15 protein-coding genes and 1 pseudogene are annotated in these 18,776 nt (G+C 73.6%); 8 read left to right on the top strand and 8 right to left on the bottom strand.

Features of this window, described 5'->3' with window-relative positions:
• Positions 1-65: 65 nt before the first annotated feature.
• The 4 genes from IF27_RS15650 to IF27_RS15665 all read right to left on the bottom strand — a co-directional run bounded on the left by IF27_RS15650 (position 66) and on the right by IF27_RS15665 (position 5,233).
• Complete coding sequence (locus tag IF27_RS15650; RefSeq protein WP_052850205.1) at positions 66-1,019, bottom strand: UbiA family prenyltransferase; 954 nt, start codon at positions 1,017-1,019, stop codon at positions 66-68.
• Positions 1,020-1,148: 129 nt separating this feature from the next.
• The gene (locus tag IF27_RS15655) at positions 1,149-3,137 is read right to left on the bottom strand and encodes an APC family permease (RefSeq protein WP_420822015.1); all 1,989 of its coding nucleotides are present in this window, start codon (positions 3,135-3,137) and stop codon (positions 1,149-1,151) included.
• 314 nt (positions 3,138-3,451) lie between these two features.
• Positions 3,452-4,795, bottom strand: a complete 1,344-nt coding sequence (locus tag IF27_RS15660; RefSeq protein WP_052850206.1) for an acyltransferase domain-containing protein — start codon at positions 4,793-4,795, stop codon at positions 3,452-3,454.
• Positions 4,796-4,951: 156 nt separating this feature from the next.
• Positions 4,952-5,233 carry a helix-turn-helix domain-containing protein gene (locus tag IF27_RS15665; RefSeq protein WP_052850207.1) on the bottom strand — a complete coding sequence of 94 codons (282 nt, stop codon included), beginning with the start codon at positions 5,231-5,233 and terminating at the stop codon, positions 4,952-4,954.
• Positions 5,234-5,319: 86 nt separating this feature from the next.
• Here IF27_RS15665 and map point away from each other — a divergent pair, with 86 nt between their 5' ends.
• A complete protein-coding gene (map, locus tag IF27_RS15670; RefSeq protein ID WP_052850208.1) occupies positions 5,320-6,087 on the top strand; it encodes a type I methionyl aminopeptidase in 768 nt (255 codons plus the stop codon).
• A 12-nt stretch (positions 6,088-6,099) separates the two neighbouring features.
• On the opposite strand, the gene IF27_RS15675 is transcribed toward map, so the two are convergent.
• Positions 6,100-6,936: a PHP domain-containing protein gene (locus tag IF27_RS15675; RefSeq protein ID WP_052850209.1), complete on the bottom strand. Its 837-nt coding sequence runs from the start codon at positions 6,934-6,936 to the stop codon at positions 6,100-6,102.
• 50 nt (positions 6,937-6,986) lie between these two features.
• On the opposite strand from IF27_RS15675, the gene IF27_RS15680 reads away from it, so the two are divergent.
• Both IF27_RS15680 and IF27_RS15685 read left to right on the top strand, forming a co-directional pair.
• Complete coding sequence (locus IF27_RS15680; RefSeq protein WP_052850210.1) at positions 6,987-7,475, top strand: NUDIX hydrolase; 489 nt, start codon at positions 6,987-6,989, stop codon at positions 7,473-7,475.
• A gap of 27 nt (positions 7,476-7,502) precedes the next feature.
• A complete protein-coding gene (locus IF27_RS15685; protein WP_052850211.1) occupies positions 7,503-8,105 on the top strand; it encodes an O-methyltransferase in 603 nt (200 codons plus the stop codon).
• Here the strand turns inward: IF27_RS15685 and IF27_RS15690 are convergent.
• Positions 8,080-9,654 (bottom strand): bifunctional NAD(P)/FAD-dependent oxidoreductase/class I SAM-dependent methyltransferase, encoded by a 1,575-nt coding sequence (locus IF27_RS15690; protein WP_052850212.1) that lies wholly within the window; start codon positions 9,652-9,654, stop codon positions 8,080-8,082. The two genes, IF27_RS15685 and IF27_RS15690, sit on opposite strands and share 26 nt — an antisense overlap.
• A gap of 83 nt (positions 9,655-9,737) precedes the next feature.
• Between IF27_RS15690 and IF27_RS15695 the strand changes: the two genes are divergently transcribed.
• Positions 9,738-10,331 (top strand): helix-turn-helix domain-containing protein, encoded by a 594-nt coding sequence (locus IF27_RS15695; RefSeq protein WP_052850213.1) that lies wholly within the window; start codon positions 9,738-9,740, stop codon positions 10,329-10,331.
• A gap of 167 nt (positions 10,332-10,498) precedes the next feature.
• Positions 10,499-13,132 carry an NACHT domain-containing protein gene (locus IF27_RS15700; protein ID WP_110945943.1) on the top strand — a complete coding sequence of 878 codons (2,634 nt, stop codon included), beginning with the start codon at positions 10,499-10,501 and terminating at the stop codon, positions 13,130-13,132.
• Positions 13,133-13,238: 106 nt separating this feature from the next.
• Here IF27_RS15700 and IF27_RS15705 read toward each other — a convergent pair whose 3' ends face one another.
• The gene (locus IF27_RS15705) at positions 13,239-14,336 is read right to left on the bottom strand and encodes a glycoside hydrolase family 15 protein (protein ID WP_052850214.1); all 1,098 of its coding nucleotides are present in this window, start codon (positions 14,334-14,336) and stop codon (positions 13,239-13,241) included.
• A gap of 745 nt (positions 14,337-15,081) precedes the next feature.
• On the opposite strand from IF27_RS15705, the pseudogene IF27_RS31950 reads away from it, so the two are divergent.
• The 3 genes and pseudogenes from IF27_RS31950 to IF27_RS15715 all read left to right on the top strand — a co-directional run.
• Positions 15,082-15,378, top strand: a pseudogene (locus IF27_RS31950) (glycoside hydrolase family 6 protein); the annotation flags it as partial.
• Positions 15,379-15,502: 124 nt separating this feature from the next.
• Positions 15,503-15,859 (top strand): glycoside hydrolase family 6 protein, encoded by a 357-nt coding sequence (locus IF27_RS31955; protein ID WP_338058209.1) that lies wholly within the window; start codon positions 15,503-15,505, stop codon positions 15,857-15,859.
• 52 nt (positions 15,860-15,911) lie between these two features.
• A complete protein-coding gene (locus IF27_RS15715; RefSeq protein ID WP_052850215.1) occupies positions 15,912-16,436 on the top strand; it encodes a hypothetical protein in 525 nt (174 codons plus the stop codon).
• A gap of 47 nt (positions 16,437-16,483) precedes the next feature.
• On the opposite strand, the gene IF27_RS15720 is transcribed toward IF27_RS15715, so the two are convergent.
• Entirely contained in the window at positions 16,484-18,652 is a 2,169-nt protein-coding gene (locus IF27_RS15720; RefSeq protein WP_052850216.1) for an MMPL family transporter, read from the bottom strand.
• Between the last annotated feature and the right edge of the window lie 124 nt (positions 18,653-18,776).

Raw genomic sequence — 18,776 nt, forward strand, 5'->3', positions numbered from 1 at the left:
GTCGAGAAGTGTGTCGCCCCCCTCGTCACGCTAGCCCCGGTCGCGCGGCGCGGCGACCGCGCGCGTCACGTCCTGAGGGCGTGCCGGGGCGTGAGGCGCAGCAGGCACGCGGCGGCGGCCAGGGGGCCGAGGACCGTGGGGCCGTCATCGGCGAGGGTGAGGAAGGCGCCGGGCAGCGCCAGCCGTTCGTACAGGTGCCACTCGATGGCACGCTCGGGCGCCGGGGGCGCGCCGGGGCGGGGCGCGGCGTGGGCGAGGCAGCCGGTGCACAGCAGGACGGCGCCCGCCAGGAGGACGAAGAAGGCGGTGCCGGGCCGGTGGTGCAGGAATCCGGGCGTGGTGATGGCGGTGATGTACGCGGCGGCCGCGAGGAGCGCCAGGACGGTGACGGTGCCCTCGGGGCCGAGGCGGACGGCGAGCGTACGTCTGCCCGCCGCGCGGTCGGCGGCGAGGTCGTGGAGGGCGAGCAGGGCGTTGCTGAACGTGCCCTGGAGCCCGAGCGCCAGGGCGACGGCCCACAGCGGTGCGGAGGGCAGGCCCGCGGTGAAGCACGCGCCGGCGAGGACGCAGCAGGACCAGCCGGAGAGCCCGTTCATGACGTCGCCCCACAGCCCGGCGTCCTTGAGCCCGCGGCAGTAGGCGTACTGGGCGGCGGCAGCGGCGGCGATGAAGACGAGCGCGGTGGGGGCGGCGCCGAGCGACAGGGCGACGGCCGTGACGGTGGCCAGGACGGCGCAGCGGGCCACGGTCGCCTCGCTGAGCCGTCCGGAGGGCAGGGGGCGGTGGGGCTTGGCCGCCCGGTCGTCGTGGCGGGTGAGGAGGTCGGCGGCGTAGAGCGTGCCGACGCAGGCGGCGAGGCCGGTGGCGGCGGCGAGCAGGACGCGGGTGCCGTCGCAGCCGCGGTCGGCGAGGGCGGCGCCGGTGGCGGTGACGAGGGGGATGGTGAGGAGGTCCCAGGGGCGCAGGATCTCGCGGTGGGCCGCGAGGCGGGGCGGCCGTGCGCGGCAGGCGTCGGTCATCGGCCGCCCCGGGCGGCTCGCGGAATGATCGGCATACCGTGTGGATAGCCGTACGCGGCCGTCCGGACGACTTTTCCGCCCGCAGGACACCCCTGGGGGTGAACTAGTCGTACGAATCGGCGCCCGGGGTCAGCCGACGTGGACGCGGGGGCGGCGCGCCGGGTCGCGCTCGGCGCGGCGCAGCACCTCGCGCGCGACCGGCGCCACCTCGCCGTCGCCGAAGACGAGGAAGCGCAGCAGGTGGCCGAGCGGGTGCCCCTCGGTCCACGTGAAGTAGACGTGCGGGACGGCGCCCGTGCGGTCGCGCAGGTGCAGCAGCACGGCCGCGATGGTGTTGCCGACGGCGGCGCCGCGCACGCGCAGGACCCGGTAGCCGTGGCACTCCTCGCCGTGGACCGTCACGTCGGCGGCGAAGTCGGACGAGTCGTCCACGGTCACTTCGAGGAACAGCGTGTGCGCCCGGTCGGGCATCGGGGTCTCCTCGCACTGGCTGTCCTGCTTCTCGCGGTACTCGCGCTCGTCGCCCGCGTCCGGCTCGTTGGCGATGATCCGCAGCGGGCCCCAGGCGGCGGCCTCGTCGATGACACGGGCCGCGGTGGCGTCGAGCGTGATCTCGCCAGAGCGCAGTTCGAACGCGCGGTGGACGCGGGAGCCGAAGGACGTGAGGAGGATGCCGACGATGAACAGCGCGGCGATCCGCAGGCCGTCCGGCCGTTCGAAGACGTTGACGACCAGGGTGTACAGCAGGACGGCCGTGACGACGCCGAAGCCCGCGGTGGCGCGGCGGCGGCCCCGGTGGCGGGCCGAGACGGTGACGGCGAAGGACGCGGAGACCATGAGGACCAGCACGCCGGTCGCGTAGGCGCCGCCCTGCGCGTCCACGTCGGCGTCGAACAGGATCGTGACGGTGAAGGCGATGGCGACGAAGAGCAGCACGAGCGGGCGCACCGCCCGCGTCCACTCGGGCGCCATGCCGTACCGGGGCAGGTAGCGGGGCACGAGGTTGAGCAGCCCGGCGAGGGCGGAGGCCCCGGCGAACCAGAGGATGGCGATGGTCGAGACGTCGTAGACCGTGCCGAACGCCTCGCCGAGGTAGCGGTGCGCGAGGTAGGCGAGGGCCCGGCCGTTGGCCTCGCCGCCGCGCTCGAACTCCTCCTCGGGGATGAGCAGCGTGGTGGCGACGCTGGAGACGAGCAGGGCGCCGCTCATGACCAGCGCGGCCGTCGTGAGCAGGCGCCTGGTGTCGCGGACGCGCCCGGTGGGGCGCTCCTCGGTGTCGGTGGCGTCGCCGCGCACCTGCGGCATGACGGCGACGCCCGTCTCGAAGCCGGACATGCCGAGGGCGAGGCGCGGGAAGACCAGCAGGGCGACGGCGATCATCGCGACCGGTGAGGCGTGCTCGGCCGAGGCCGCGGCCCACCAGTCGTCCACGACGACCGGGTCGCCCGCGACGTGCCACAGCGCGGTCAGGAGCACGACGACGTTGAGCAGCAGGTAGGTGCCGACCAGCCAGACGGCCATGCCGATGGCCTCGCGGAAGCCCTTGAGGAAGACGGCGCCGAGCCCGGCGATCAGCAGGAGGGTGATCCAGACGTTGCCGTCGTGGATCCAGCCGGGCGCGAGCGGGTTCTCGACGGCGTGGGCTGCGGCGTCGGCGGCGGACAGCGTGATCGTGATCATGAAGTCGGTGGCCGCGAAGCCGAGGAGGACGAGGACGAACACCTTCCCCGCCCACCAGGGCAGCAGCCGCTCCAGCATGGCGATCGAGCCCTCGCCGTGCGGGCTCTCGCGGGCGACGCGGCGGTAGACGGGCAGGGCGCCGAGCAGCGTCAGGCCGACGAGGACCAGCGTGGCCAGCGGGGACAGCAGCCCGGCGGCGAGTGCCGCGATGCCGGGCTGGTAGCCGAGCGTCGAGAAGTAGTCCACGCCGGTCAGGCACATGACGCGCCACCACGGGTGGCCGTCGGACCTGCTGGGGCCGGTGGCGTGCGGGCCGGGGTGGCGGGCGGTGCGCTCGCTCAGGCCGTCGAGCAGCCAGCGGCGGAAGCGGCGGGGCGGGACCGCCCGTGCGCCGCCGTCCACCGGTGCGGCGGCGGCCGTCTCCTGGGTGCCGGTCACGGCCGGGCACCTCCGTCTGCACATGATGCGCTGGACACGAGGAGCGAGTATCGCCGAGCGCGGGGGGCGGCGGGGCCGGGCGCGGGAGGCCGCGCGGGCGGGGGGCGGGGCGCCGCCGGGGGTGGCCCGGCGGCCCAACTGCCGTGCGGGACTGCGCGGATGGGGCGCGGGGCGCGTGCGTGGGATGCGTCCGGGAGGCCCCGTGGGGCGGGGGGCGGCGGGAATTCTCTGACAGCTTCTTAACGGCGGTCCGCCCGGCGGACGGCGCCCCGCGACCCGCCGCGCGCCGTGCGTGACCGGGCGGGGGCCGCCGGTCAGGCGCTGCGGCTGGGGGACGGGGCTCCGCCGGGGTGCGGGGCGGGCGCGAGCACGGGCAGCGGCAGGCCGATGGCGCCGACGTCCACGCCCGCGTAGGCGGCCGTCCAGTCGATCGGCACGCCCGCCACGTACGCCTCGGCGACCGAGCGCAGGAAGCGCCCCGGGCTGCCGTCCGAGCGGACGGCTGAGGCGACGACGGCGGGACGTTCGTGGATCGTCTCCAGCGTCTGCCGCATGCCCAGGGTCAGCACGGGATGCGGGCCGACCTCGATGAACACGGCGTGCCCGCGCAGGGCGGCGGCCCGCACCGCGGCCTCGAAGCGGACGGGCCCGCTGAGGTTGCGGTACCAGTAGGCGGGGTCGAGCAGCGCGGTGTCGAGGAGCCGCCCGGTGACCGTCGAGTAGAACGGGACGGCGCCGCTGCGGCCGGTGACACCGGCGAGGTCGGCGAGCTGCCGCTCCCGCAGGGCGGTCATGTGCGGCGGCGAGTGCGCGGCGTAGCCCGCGGGGACGCGCAGGGCGCCCACGCGGTCGGCGACCAGACCGGCGAGGAACCGCTCGGCCGCCTCGCGGTCGCCCGACACCACGACGGACCGTGGCCCGTTGACGGCCGCGACGGTCAGCCCCGGCCAGGTGCGCAGCCGGGCCGCCGTCTCCGTGACGGGCAGCCGTACGGCGATCAGCTCACCGGTACCCGCGAGCGACGCCTGCGCGCGCCCCCAGGACGCGCAGACCCTGGCGGCGTCCTCCAGCGTCAGCGCCCCCGCCTCGTGCGCGGCGGCGAACTCCCCGATGCTGTGGCCGATGACGGCGGCGGGCCGCACGCCGTAGGAGCGCCACAGCGCCGCGAGGGACACGGTGACGGCGAACAGCGCGGGCTGGCAGACGTCCATGCGGTCCATGGACGGCGCGCCGGGGGCGCCGGACAGCAGGCCGGGCAGCGACCAGCCGGTGTGCGGGCGCAGCGCGCGGTCGCACTCCTCGATCCGCCGCGTGAAGACGGGGGCGTCCGCGAGCAGGCCGCGCCCCATGGCGGGCGACTGCGCGCCGAGGCCGGGGAAGACCAGCACCGGCTGGGCGGATTCGGCGGCCACCCCCCGGACGACCTGCGGCGACGTCTCGCCCGCGGCGAGCCTGCGGAGCCCGGCGAGGCAGTCGGCCCGGTCGGAGTAGAGCAGCACGGCGCGGTGCTCCGGGTAGACGGGTGCCCCCTGGCGGGCGGGGGGCGGTCCGTCCCCCGGTTCCCCGGCCAGCCGGGCCGCCAGCGCGCGGGCACGGCGGCGCAGTCCGTCGCCGCTGTGCGAGGACAGCGGCAGGGGTAGGACGGTGGACTCCGGCATCTGCGTTTCCCTCACAGGGGCGAGAACTCCAGCGCATCGACCATGGCGCATGGACCACTGTGGGCGATCACTTCCCTGGCCGCCTGCGGCGAACCGCCGGGGTCCGCGGGTTCACCCGATGGCGTGCAGGGGTGTTCCGCCGGAGAGGGGCGCGCGTCAGGCGGAGAGCGCCCGCCCCGTGGCGGCCTCGTCCCCGGCGGGGGCCGCCTCGCCGACGAGCGTGTCCAGGGACAGGCCGAGGGCGCCCGCGAGGGCGGCGACCGTGAAGAACGACGGGGTCGGCGCGCGGCCGGTCTCGATCTTGCGCAGCGTCTCGGCCGACACACCGGCCGCCGCCGCGACGTCCACCATGCTGCGGTCGCCCCTGGCGGCGCGGAGCAGCGCGCCGAAGCGCTCGCCGCGTTCGCGTTCCCACGGGGTCAACGGAGTCCTCACCATGGTCGTGATACTAATACCGGTATAAGTATTGGGGGAAGGCCGGGTGGTCCCGGATGCCCTTCCCCGTGCGAGGAGAGGGACGGATCATGGTCGAGATCAAGACGGACGCGGCGCTGGACGCCATGCGGGAGGCCGGGCGTGTCGTCGCGCGGGCCCTGGCCGCCGCGCGGGAGGCGGCGGCGGTCGGCGTGCCGCTGCACGACCTGGACGCGGCGGCGCGGGCCGTGCTGGCGGAGGCGGGCGCCCGCTCGCCGTTCCTCGGGTACCGGCCGTCGTTCGCGCCGACGCCGTTCCCCGCCGTGATCTGCGTGTCCGTGAACGACGCGCTGGTGCACGGCATCCCGGACGGGTACCGGCTGCGCGACGGCGACCTGGTGAGCGTGGACGGCGGCGCGGAACTCGACGGCTGGACGGGCGACGCGGCGGTGAGCTTCATCGTCGGCACGCCGCGCCCCGCCGACGTGGCCCTGATCGACGCGACGCGGCGGGCGCTCGACGCCGGGATCGCGGCGGCCACGGTCGGGAACAGGACAGGCGACATCGGCCACGCCGTCTCCGCCGTGACCCGGGCGGCCCGCTGCGGCAGCCCGCTGGACTTCGGCGGCCACGGCATCGGCCGCCAGATGCACGAGGACCCGCACGTCGCCAACCGCGGGCGCCCAGGGCGCGGCTTCCCGCTGCGGCACGGCCTGACGCTGGCGATCGAGCCGATGCTGATGGCGGGCGGCGCCGACGCGTACGTGACCGCCCCCGACGGCTGGACCCTGAAGACCGTGGACGGCAGCAGGGCCGCCCACTTCGAGCACACCGTCGCCGTCACCCACGACGGGCCGCGCGTCCTCACCCTGCCCTGACCGCACCGGCGTTCAGGCGCGCCGCCAGAAGGCGTACGGGTCGGGGCCGGGACGGAATCCGGCCGCCTCGGCGGTGCGCGCGGCGTCACGGAAGCCCGCCGCGAGAGCCGCCGGGTCGTGCGCGTCGCTCCCGAAGGAGACGGCCCGCCCGCCCTCCTGCCGCCACCACACCAGGACACGCCCGTGCAGCGGGACCCTGGTGTTGAACTCCAGGACCCTGCCGCTCGCCGCGAGGGCGCGCAGGACGTGCCGGTACTCCTCCTCGAAGTCGCCGGGGTCGTAGGGCCCGGCGTCCCCGGGCCAGGAGCGCACCGGGTAGTCGAGGTGGGCCAGGACCTCGAAGTCGCCGAACTGCTCGACCAGTTCCAGGGTGTCGGCCAGGTAGGTCCGCACGACCTGCGCGGACGGCAGGTCGGCGTGGCGGGCCGACACCTCGGTGTGGCCGCCGCCGTCCAGTGCCGCCGAGTGCACGGCCGCCAGCACCCGCGCGAAACGGCCCTCCCTCAGGAGCGCGGCTGCCCGGTCGGCGTGCCGGTGGGGCCCGTCCAGCTCGACGCCCGACAGGATGCGCAGCGCCGGGTAGCGCTCCCGGCATTCCGCCAGGCTCCGCCGGTAGCCCTCCAGGTCGAGCGGGGGCGGCGTGAGCACGCCGTCCGTCACCAGGGGCCGCCAGCTGTCCGGGACGTCGGTACCCGGCGGGAGGGTCCACGGGGCGAGGTCGGCGTGCTCGGTGAAGGCGACGGCGGGCAGGCCGAGTGCGAGCGCACGGCGGCAGGTCCTGTCCATGGCGCCCGCCGGGGCGTCCCAGGACCACTCGGTGTGCACATGGTCGTCGGGCGGCAGCGTCATCCTTCCATCCTCGCGGCGGCGCACCGGGCCCGCTCGTGCAGGATGGGGCGATGCGGATTCCACGGCAGGCCGCCCGGGTCGCGGTGCTCGACCCGGCGGGCGCGGTCTTCATGTTCCGGTACGACAACTCCGAGGTGGGCGTGCACTGGGCGATGCCGGGCGGCGGCATCGACCCGGGCGAGACGCCGGAGACGGCGGCGGCCCGCGAGGTGCGGGAGGAGACCGGCTGGACCGGGCTCGCCCTGCTCGGGACGCTGTTCCTGTGGGAGCACGACTACACCCGCGAGGACGTGCCCGTGCGGCAGCGCGAACGCGTCTACCTCGCGTACGGCCCGCGCCGCGACCCGCTGGGCGACCTGACCGCCGCCCACGAGGCGGACGGCATCCTGCGCTGGCGGTGGTGGTCCCCCGCCGAACTGGCCGCCGCCGACGAGGCCCTGTGGCCGCCGCAACTCCCTGCGCTCCTCGACGGGTTGCGGCGCGACGGCCTGCCCGCCGTGCCGGTCGATCTCGGTTTCGTGCCCAACGACGTCCACTGAAAGGTGTGTTGTGCAACCATCTTCGGCATGGACGATCTTCCTCAGCACCTCCCCGCCGTACTCGACCCCCTGCGCGCCGACGCCGCGGCGCTCGGCTTCACCCTCTCCTGCGACGCCCGCACCGGCGCCCTGCTCGCCGCCCTCGCCGCCGCCAGGCCGGGCGCGCGCGTGCTGGAGCTGGGCACCGGCGCGGGCGAGGGCGCGGCCTGGCTGCTCGACGGCATGGACGCGACCGCCTCGCTCGTCAGCGTCGAGCAGGACGCCGAGGTGCAGGGCGTGGCCCGCCGCCACCTCGGCGCCGACCCGCGGCTGACCCTGGTGACCGGTGACGGCGGGGCCTGGCTTGAGGCGTACGACGGGCCGCCGTTCGACCTCGTGTTCGCCGACACGTGGCCGGGCAAGTTCACCCACCTGGACCGGGCCTTGGCGCTGGTGGCCCCCGGCGGCAGCTACCTCGTGGACGACCTGGACCCGGTGCCCGGCTGGCCCGCCGGCCACGAGACCGACGTGCGGCGGCTCCTGGACGAGTTGGACGCCCCTCCCGGCTTCCGCACCGTCAGGCTGGCCTGGTCCACCGGGCTGCTGCTGGCCGTGCGCACCGGCGTCAGCGAGGCAGCCGCCGCAGCATGACGGTGTTGTCGGTGCGCACCGCGGGCGTGCCGTCGGGGGCGAGCTGCGTGCGCTCGTGCTCCTCGCTCACCAGCACCTCCCACTCCCCCGCCGGGAGCCGCAGCGAGGCGACGACCTCGTCGGGTGTCGGGAGGTGGATGTCGCCGTGCGCGTCGGCGTCCTCCCAGTGCGGGAGGCCCGCGTGCCCCTCGATCAGGAGGACGCCGCCCGGCGCGACGGCCGCCGCGGCGGACCGCAGGATGCGCTCGCGCGGCATGTCCGTCAGGGAGTAGAGGAACTGCGCGGACACCAGGTCGTGGCTCCCGGCGGGGAACGAGGTCGCCAGGTCGTGCCGCTGCCAGTCGATCCGGTCGGCCACGCCCGCGTCCGCCGCGTGCCGGGCGGCCCGCCCCAGGGCGACGCGTGAGACGTCCACGGCCGTCACCCGCCAGCCGCGCGACGCGAGCCACACGGCGTCGCCGCCCTCGCCGCAGCCGAGGTCGAGGGCCCTGCCGGGCGGCAACGCGGTGACGTGTCGCACGAGTTCGGTGTTCGGCTCGCCGCTCCACACGCGCTCGCTCTGCGCGTACCGCTCGTCCCACTCCCGCGCGGCGCGGCGGGCGGCGACGGCCGCGGCGGTCTCCTCCGCGGTCAGGTCCGCGTTGATCGCGGCGCCCGCGCGTACCCCCGCGTCGGCCGCGCCGACGACCTGCGCCGACGGGTTCGTGACGTTGCCCGCCGCCCAGACCCCGGGGACGGGCGTCGCGCCGGTCTCGTCCACGGGCAGGACGGTCCCGACGACCTGCCCGCCGCGCTCCCGCTCCACCGGGACGAGGCCGAGGCCGTCCAGGAAGCCGGTGCGGGCGGTGAACAGCGGGGTGACGGCCAGCGCCTCCACGGGGACGACGCGGCCGTCCGCCAGCGCGACTCCGGTGAGGCGGTCGTCCGCCACGGCCAGGCGCGCCACCCGCTCGCGCACCACGGTGACGCCGCGGGCGTCGAGCTGTTCCGCCTGCTCGTCGGTCAGCTCGGGCATGGCGTGCAGGAAGAGCGTCAGGTCGTCGCTCCACTGCCGCCACATCAGGGCCTGGTGGAAGGAGAGCGGGCCGGTGCCGAGGACGCCGAGGGGCAGGTCGCGGACCTCCCAGCCGTGGCAGTACGGGCAGTGCAGGACCTCGCGGCCCCAGCGGTCGGCGAGGCCGGGGACGTCGGGCAGGACGTCGGTGAGGCCGGTGGTGACGAGCAGCCGCCGGGCGCCGACCGAGGTGCCGTCCGCGAGGACGACGCGGAAGCCCTCCGGCGTCCGCTCCGCCCCGGCGACGGCGGCCGAGACCGTCTCGACGCCGTAGCGCGCGACCTCCTCGCGGCCGGTGGCCAGGAGGGCGAGGGGCGCGACGCCCTCGTGGCCGAGGAGCGTGTGCACGCCGTCGGCGGGCGCGTTGCGGGGGGTGCCGTCGTCGAGCACGAGGACGCGGCGGCGGGCCCGGCCCAGGGCGAGCGCACCGCTCAGCCCGGCCGCGCCGCCGCCGATGACCACGACGTCGTACGCGGATGCGGCGGGTGAAGTCATGTGAGTACCTCCCTTTCCCGGCGATGGTCGGCCGGGCCCTCATCATTTGACAAACCTTGTTGCCGGGTCGGCAAATAGAGGGCGTGGCGGACGACGACCTGACGCATGTACTGAGCACCGTGGGCCCCCGGCTGCGCGCCCTGCGGTCGGACCGGGGGCTCACCCTCGCCGCGCTGAGCGCCGGGACCGGCATCTCGCAGAGCACCCTGTCGCGGCTGGAGTCGGGGCAGCGCAGGCCGACGCTCGAACTGCTGCTGCCACTGGCGCGGACGTACGGCGTGCCGCTGGACGAGCTGGTCGGCGCGCCGCCCACCGGCGACCCGCGCATCCACCCGCGCCCGTTCGTGCGGCACGGCAGGACGTTCGTGCCGCTGGGGCGGAACGTGGGCGGGCTGCTGGCGTACAAGATGATCATCCCGGGCGGCGGCTCGCGGGACGACCCGCGCCCCGAGCAGCGCGTGCACGAGGGCTACGAGTGGCTGTACGTGCTGGCCGGGGAGCTGCGGCTCGCGCTGGGCGAGCACGACATGGTGCTGACGGCCGGGGAGGCCGCCGAGTTCGACACCCGGGTGCCGCACGGGTTCGTGAGCGCGGGCCCCGGGCCGGTCGAGGTGCTGTCCCTCTTCGGGAAGCAGGGCGAACGCGTCCACGTCCGCGCCCGCCCGGCCGGGCGCTGAGCGCGCTCCGTGGGGGGCGGGCGCTCGACAGCACATCTCAGAACCGATGGCGGCCCGGGAGTCCTCGGAAGGCATATGCCAGAAGGCAGAGAAACTCGGATGCGCGGGACACGGAAGAGACGTGTCGATACCATGCCGATACGCAAGCCGCTGAGAAGCAGGGGAACATGGATCCGGCACTGATTGGCGCTCGGCTTACATCAGGTTTCGTAGCTCCACTGGTGAAGAGACTCTTCCGCACCGACGAAGCCGGGGCCGGCCTGGTTGACAAACCGATGCGAATCGGATCCCTCGTCTCCTTTCAGGGCCAGAAGCGCACTTTGACAGAACGCGACTTCCGCTCCATCTCCAAAGAGCTGGTCGAACGCACGAGTCACGCGATCGGACCGCACGAGAAGCTACCGGACTACGAGTTGCGCGCCGTGGAGAATGCCCTCACATACTCCTTACGGGCGCTCGGAAGCCTCGACATGGATGACGCGCAAGCCGTCAATCTCGGACACCGCGCATTTGCGCAACGCCTTCATGCCCGGACTCCGAGTACGACTGTGGGACTGTCAAGAGACGCGGTCGTCTTCTACGAGAGGGTGCTCGACACAGCATCTCTGCACATCCTGAACTTCTTTACACGGCGCTCCACCTTCGTGGCCCGGACTCTTGTCGAACAGAGCCGTCAGATACATGAGTTATTAACCAAGATCGACGAAGTAATTTCCCGTACGTCCTCCCCTGGGGATGACAGCTTCGAGACACGCTACGGGTCCTACGTGGCGAGGACGTACAACGAGTTGTCGATCTTCGGCCTCAATCTGACCGACGCTCCCGAGCGATGGCCGATGGACGCGGCCTACCTGAGCCTTGACGCAGCTCCCAGCTCGACGAACGAAGACCCCGCCTTCCTCCCTGCGGAGCAGGTGCTCGCGAGGCGAAGCCGTGTGCTTCTGCGAGGGGTGGCGGGGTCGGGCAAGACGACACTGGTCCAGTGGCTCGCCGTCACCTCCGCACGCAACGAATTCGATCAGAACCTACTCCACTTGCACGGCCTGATCCCTTTCGTGCTACCGCTACGTACGCTCACCCGCGGTGGCGCCAACCTGCCGGGACCGGATCAGTTCCTCGCCTCTGTCGGATGCCCTATAGCATCGGCCCAGCCGATCGGCTGGCCGGACCGAGTCCTCACCTCAAGGAGAGGGCTGGTACTGGTCGATGGAATCGATGAGGTTCCCGAGAATGAGCGCGGCCCCGTCAGGCAGTGGCTTCGACGACTACTGCACGCCTATCCCGGAAATCGATGGCTGATCACTTCGAGGCCGTCAGCAGTACGTCACGACTGGCTTGGAACCGAAGACTTCACCGAATTCGACCTCGCCCCGATGTCACGAGAGAACGTTGCCTCATTCGTGTTTCGTTGGCACAGCGCGGCGGGCGTCGGCGACTCGTACGCCCGTTCACTGCTCCAAGTCCTGTGGACCAAACAGGACCTGGGCCGACTGGCAATCAATCCTCTGATGTGTGGGCTGATCTGCGCACTGCACCGCGACCGGCGGGGCTACCTTCCCGATGGCCGCAAAGAACTCTACGACGCCGCACTTTCCATGCTGCTCTCCAGGCGCGATCGGGAACGCGGGATTCACCAGCTGGGCGACTTCCGCATGAGTGAAGCGCCTCAAGTTCAACTGATACAGAGAATCGCCTACTGGATGATCCGCAACGGGCGTTCGGAGATAGACAGGTCCGACGCGATGGACCTGCTGTGTCGCGCACTTCCGACGATGCCCACCATAGCCGAGCAAGGCAGCCCTCAGGAGATCTACCGCTACCTCATCATTCGAAGTGGTCTTCTCCGCGAACCAAGCAATGAGACAGTTGATTTCATTCACCGGACTTTCCAGGACTACCTGGCAGCAAAAGCAGCGGTAGAGTCGCTTGATTTCGACTACATGGTCAAGAACGCCCATCTGGATCAATGGGAAGATGTTGTTCGGATGGCAGTCGCACACGCCCGCCCCGATGAGCGGTCCCGACTGCTCACCTCCCTCATCTGGCGGGGTGACAGCTCCAAGACCGATCGTGAACGACTCCATCTGCTGGCGGCAGCCTGCCTCGAACACGCCACGGAACTGGACCCAGGCGTACGCCATGAGGTTCAAAAGCGGGCCGCCCAGCTCATCCCGCCCAAGACCATCAGCCAGGCGAGGGCACTGGCAGAAGTCGGACCTGTGGTTCTGGAGCTACTACCCGGCCCCGAAGGGCTGACCGACAGCGACCGGTTCCACATCGTGCTGACTGCGACAACCATTGCCACGGACGCAGCCATACCAGTTCTCGCCAAATATCGCTCTCTCACGGACAGCGCGATAAGGACGCGGCTCATCAGATCCTGGGCGCGCTTCGATTCGGAAAGATACATGGAAGAAGTACTTTCCCATGTGGACGAGCACGGCATGTACTTCCCGGTGACAAGTCGGCAAGAGCTTGCATTACTCGCTCCTCATGGCGGACGATCACATATCGAGATAGCCGGCCCCATGTCACCCGAGGACTTTCGGTCCACATGCAACCCAAACCGCTTGACACACCTCAAGATATCGACGGAAATGAACTGCACGTGGGAATGGTTGGCCAATTTCCATAAACTCAGGACACTGGTTTTTTCGTTTCCGGGAACCATCGACCTGACCTCGTTTCCCAAGACAATGCCTCTGGCGGATGTCTTGGTCATCACCAGCGGCAATGTCATCGGCAGCGAGCAGGTCCTCTCACGCACCCGGCACATCAGGCAACTGGATGACGGCAGCTGAAGAGGGGCATGTATCCAGTGCGTTGCCGGTCTAGGTCCCGCGCACATGCTCAATGTCCGCGCCCGCCCGGCCGGGCGCTGAGCGCGCTCCGGGGGGGGCGGGCGGGTCAGGGGCGGATGTCGAGGGCGTCGGCGAGGATCAGGTACATCGCGTGGGACCACAGGAGCGGCGTCGCGTTCGGGCCCCACTCCTCGACCCAGCGCGCCAGGTGCTCCGGGTGCAACAGCCGTGCGCCCGGGGCCTGTTCGGGCAGCAGCCCGTCGCCCGTGGCCTGCGCGGCGATCCAGTCGAGCTGGCGGCGCGCGGCGGCCGTGCGGCCGGTGCGGGCGTGGTGCCAGCCGAGGAGGCCCGCCAGGACCGGCCACTGGCCGCCGCCGTAGAAGACGTCGCCCCGGTAGCGGTGCACTCCCCCGCCCGGCTCCAGGAGCTGCCGTTCGACGGCGGCGACGGTGCGGGTCGCGAGGGGCCCGTACGGGTCGGTGAGCGAGAACGGGGTCAGGCAGGCGAGGAGGCTCGCGTCCACCGCCTCGCCGCCGAGCCACTTCGTGAGCCGCCCCTCGTGCGTGCCGTGCCGGGCGACGAGGTGGCCGAGGGCGGTGAGGACGGGCGTGACGGCGGCCGGTTCCGCCAGGCCCGCGCGGGCGGCGGCGGCGAGGCCGCCGTGGATCGCGCCGAGGGTGGAGCCGTGCCGCTCCTCGTCCGACTCCTCCCACCAGTCGTTGCACGGCAGGTCCCAGGTGGCGGCCAGGTAGTCCACGGTGAGGGTGACGGCGGAGCGGTACGGGGCGGGGTCGAGGCGGTGCCGCTCCAGGTGGGCGGTGAGGGCCCACAGCCACGTGCCGTAGCCGTCGGTCTGGAACTCGCCCCAGCCCGCGACGTCCGGGTCCTGCCCGTCGAGGGTGTAGCGCGTCGGCAGGAAGTCGCCCTCGGCGGGCCGTTCGCCCGCGCGGCGCGCGGCGACGACCCGCCGGACGCGCTCCGCGCGCTCGGTGACGGCCCGCGCGCACCAGGTGTGGAACGCCGTCGCCGACCCTGGCGCGCCCGCGCGGGACGCCGCCTCGGCGATGAACGAGCCGTCGCGCAGCCAGGAGAAGCCATAGACGGGGTAGTCGGGGGCGGCCGGGTAGCCGCCGCCCGGGTCCTGGTGGCCGGTGATGACGGCGAGGCTGCGCGCCGCGAGGCGGCGGTGGTCGGGGGTGGGCACGCGGGGTCCTCCGGGGGTGGGCCGGGATGCCGGTGGGGGGCCGGGAGCGGTTCCACGGTCTCACGGGGTGGCCGCGCGGCCGTGGCTCCCGCGCGGCCGGACGGTCGCGGCGCGGGCGCGCCCGGGCAGGGGCGAACTGCCGGGAGGCCGCCGGTCCTTCCGGTTCGTGAACGCCATGGGCACGCGGGAGCCGGGGCGGTCCCGGCGGGGATTGACGGGCGATCAGCGAACGTGAATGATCTGCTGAGCTGATCGGCAGGGGGCGTACGCGCCCCGGGGTACACCGGCCGAGGAGGATTCCGCCGCTGTGCGAGCGAACCGAACGCCCGACGCCCGTGGTCCCCTGTCCGCGCGCGCGAAGGTTCTGCTGGCGGCCGGGGTCGCCGGGGTGGTGGCCGTGGGCGGCGCCGTGGTCGTGACGTCGGGCGACGACGGGCGCACGGGCGGCGCGCAGGCGGTGGCGGGCGCCACGCCCGGCAGGCCGTCGCCCGTCGCGGCGCCTCCGGCGCGCGAGGCGCTGCTGGCCCCGTCGCCCGACGAGTCCCTCGTCCCCGCGTCGCCCGGGGGCGACGGTCCTGGCGCGGACGCAGGGAGCGAGCGGGAGGACGCGGGCGGCGGTGCGCCGGAGGACACGGCGGACGACACGGCCGGGGGCGCGCCGCCCGTACGGGCGGACTTCTTCGTGAATCCGCAGGCGCAGGCGGGCCGTTGGGTCGGTGACAATCCGGAGGACAGCAGGCGCGCGGTGATCGCCGAGGAGATCGCGGCCGTCCCGCAGGGCGTCTGGTTCACTCGGTACGAACCGGACTCGATCACGGGCGAGGTGCGGTCGGTGACGTCGGCGGCCGAGGCGGCGGGCACGGTGCCTGTGCTGGTCAGCTACGTCCTGCCCAGCCGCGACTGCGGCGGCCACTCGGGCGGCGGCGCCCCCGACGTCGCGGCGTACGACGGCTGGATGGAACGTTTCGCCGCCGGGCTCGGCAGCCGCCCCGTGCTCGTGATCCTCGAACCCGACTCGCTCGCCCTGAACGACTGCATGGCGCCTGACGCCCGGCAGGCGCGCGACGCCGCCCTCGCCCGCGCCACCGACACGCTCCACGCCGCCAACCCCCCGGGCCCGCGTCTACCTCGACGCGGGCCACTCCCAGTGGCTCGACCCCGCCGACATGGCGGCGAGGCTCCGGGCCGCGGGCGCGCGGGAGGGCGCCGACGGCATCTTCACCAACGTCGCCAACTTCCGCGCCACTGCGGACGAGACGGCGTACGCCAAGGCCGTCCTCGCCGCACTCGGCGGCGGCCTGCACGCCGTGATCGACACCAGCCGCAACGGGAACGGCCCGGTCGGCGAGGAGTGGTGCGACCCGGCAGGACGCCGCCTCGGCCAGCGGCCCACCACCGACACGGGCGACGCCGCGATCGGCGCCTACCTGTGGGTGAAGCCGCCGGGCGAGGCCGACGGCTGCGCCGCCGCCCCCGGCGTGTTCTCGCCCGACCTCGCCTACGGGCTCGCGGGCGGCGGCTGACCCGGGCAAAACCGCGTGCCACCACGGGCCTTGCCCTGCGAGGCTCCCGGCCATGACGACGTATGAACTCCTGCTCATCGGCGGCGGCGCGGGCGTCGGGAAGACGAGCGTGGCGTGGGAGGTGTCGGCGGCCCTCCGGGCAAGGGGCACCGCGCACTGCTTCATCGAGGGCGACTACATGGACCAGATCCACCCCGCCCCCGCCGACGACCCCGACCGCTCGGCGATCACGGAGCGGAACACCGCCGCGCTCTGGGCGAACTACGCGGCCCTCGGCCAGCGCCGCCTGCTCTACAGCAACACCATGAGCGTCCTGGACGAGCCGCTGATCAGACGGGCCATGGGCGGCGACGCGGTGAGGTCCACCCGCGTCCTGCTCACGGCCGAGGAGGCGACCGTGCGGGCGCGGCTCGCCGGGCGGGAGATCGGGTCCCAGCTCGACGCGCACCTCGCGTCGAGCCTGCGGAAGGCGCGGCACCTGGACGAGCGGGCCCCGGCGGGCACCGTCCGCATCCCGACGGACGGCCGCACGGTCCAGGACATCGCCCTCGACGTGCTCCGGGCCGCGGCCTGGTAGCGGCGGCGTCCGCCGTGGGACGGGCCGGGGCCCGCGCGTCCGTCCCGTCAGAGGCGCGCGTGCTCCTTCTCGGGCGCGGCTGCGGCTGCGGCGAGCCGGTGCTGGAGGCGTTCGCCCTCGATGTCGAGGTCGGGCAGGGCCCGGTCGAGCGGGCGGGGCAGCCACCAGGCGGCACGCCCGAGGAGGGACATCGCCGCGGGCACCAGCGTCAGGCGGACGATCAGGGCGTCGATGAGGACGCCGACGGCCAGGGCGAAGCCGATGGACTTGATGACCGGGTCGTCCATGAAGATGAACCCGGCGAAGACCGCGATCATGATCACGGCGGCGGCGGTGACGACACGGCTGTTGTGGCCGACGCCGTTGACGGTGGCCTGCTGGGGGTCGGCGCCGTGGACGTGGTCCTCACGCATGCGCGACACGAGGAAGACCTCGTAGTCCATGGCCAGGCCGAAGAGGATGCCGATGAGCAGGATCGGCAGGAAGCTGATCAGCGGCCCCGTGGTGTCCAGGCCGACGAGGTCGGCGAGGTGGCCCTGCTGGAAGACCGCGACCGTGATGCCGAACGTCGCGCCGACGGTGAGCAGGAAGCCCGCCGCGGCCTTCAGCGGCACCAGCACGGAGCGGAAGACCAGCATCAGCAGCAGGACGGACAGGCCGACGACCAGGAGGAGGTAGACGGGCAGGGCGTCGGCGAGCTTCCCCGAGACGTCGATGGCGACGGCCGTGGTGCCGGTCAGGGCGAAGTCGGCGCCCTCGATGCCGGAGATCCGGTCGCGGACGGCGCGGACGGTGTCCTCGGTCGCCGCGTCGGACGGGCCGGTGACGGGGGTGATGTCGAGCAGGGCGGTCGTGCCCTGCGCGTTGGCCTGGGGAGGTGTCACCGCGGCGACGCCCTCCGTGCCCTCGATCGCGGCCATGGCCCGTTGCGCGGCCTCCTGGGTCGCCTCGGGGCTGTCGGCCGTGACGACGGCGACGAGGCGGCCGTTGTGTCCTGGGCCGAAGCCCTCGGCGACGAGGTCGTAGGCGCGGCGCTCGGGCGAGTCCTCGGCGGCGGTGGACGCGTCGGGCAGGGCCAGGCGCATGTCCTGCACCGGCAGGGCGAGCAGGCCGAGGCCCAGCACGCCGACCAGCAGGACCGGCACCCGCAGGCGGGTGACGAGGCGGCCCCAGCCGAAGCCCGCGCCCTCGGTCACGGGCCGCCCGGCGGACCGCCCGCTGCGGAGCCGCCGCGGGAGCACCCGGTGGCCGACGAGGCCGAGGACGGCGGGCAGCAGGGTGAGGGCGACCAGGACGGCCACGGCGACGGTCCCGGCCGCGGCCAGGCCCATCACGGACAGGAACGGGATGCCGACGACCGACAGGCCGCCCAGCGCGATGACCACGGTGGCCCCGGCGAAGACCACGGCGGACCCCGCGGTGCCCGTGGCGCGGCCGACCGCCTCCTCGGGGTCCATGCCCTCGGTGAGGTACTGGCGGTAGCGGGAGGTCAGGAACAGGGAGTAGTCGATGCCGACGGCCAGGCCCAGCATCAGGGCGAGGACGGGCGCGGTCGAGGTCAGCTCCACCGCGCCGCTGAGCGCGAACAGCCCGGCCATCCCGGCGCCCACACCGACGAGCGCGTTGAGCAGCGTCATGCCCGCCGCGACCAGCGAGCCGAAGGTGACGACCAGCACGACCGCCGCGACGAGCACGCCGACGACCTCGGTGGCGCCCATGTGGACGCCCTCCTCGGACAGCGCCTCGCTGCTGTGCTCGACCCGCAGGCCCTGCGCCTCGGCACCGACGCGCTCGAACGCCTCGGTCTGCGCCGCGGACAGGTCCTCGGCGGCCCTGTCGAACTGGACGTGGATCAGCGCGTGGCGGCCGTCCTCGGAGACGGCGCCGGTGGTGAACGGGTCGGTCGCGGCGACGACTCCGGGTATGGCGGCGGCGTCACGGACCAGGGGCGCGAGCATCTCCTGGTCCAGGGCCGCGCCCTCGGGCGCGGCCACGACGACGGTGCCCGCCGCCCCGGCGGCCTGCGGGAAGTCGCGTTCCAGGGCGTCCAGGGCGTCCTGGGACTCGGTGCCCGGCATGGTGAAGTCGTCCGAGGTCTCGCCGCTGAAGGCGGCGGCCCCTGCGCCGAGCAGGGCGAGGAGGAGGAGCCACAGCGCGATCACGCGCCCGCGGCGGCGGAACGATGCCCGGCCGAGCCGGTAGAGCAAGGTAGCCATGAAGTCGTGGAACGTCTTTCGTCAGGTCGGTGCGACGGGGGTCGGTGCGGTGGGGTGGGGGGAACGTCCCCCACGCTGCCGTGCCGTGCCCTGCCGCGTCATCGCGCGTCCGCAGACATGTGGC

Source organism: Streptomyces avicenniae (genome assembly GCF_000719135.1).
In the GTDB taxonomy this organism is placed as follows: domain Bacteria; phylum Actinomycetota; class Actinomycetes; order Streptomycetales; family Streptomycetaceae; genus Streptomyces; species Streptomyces avicenniae.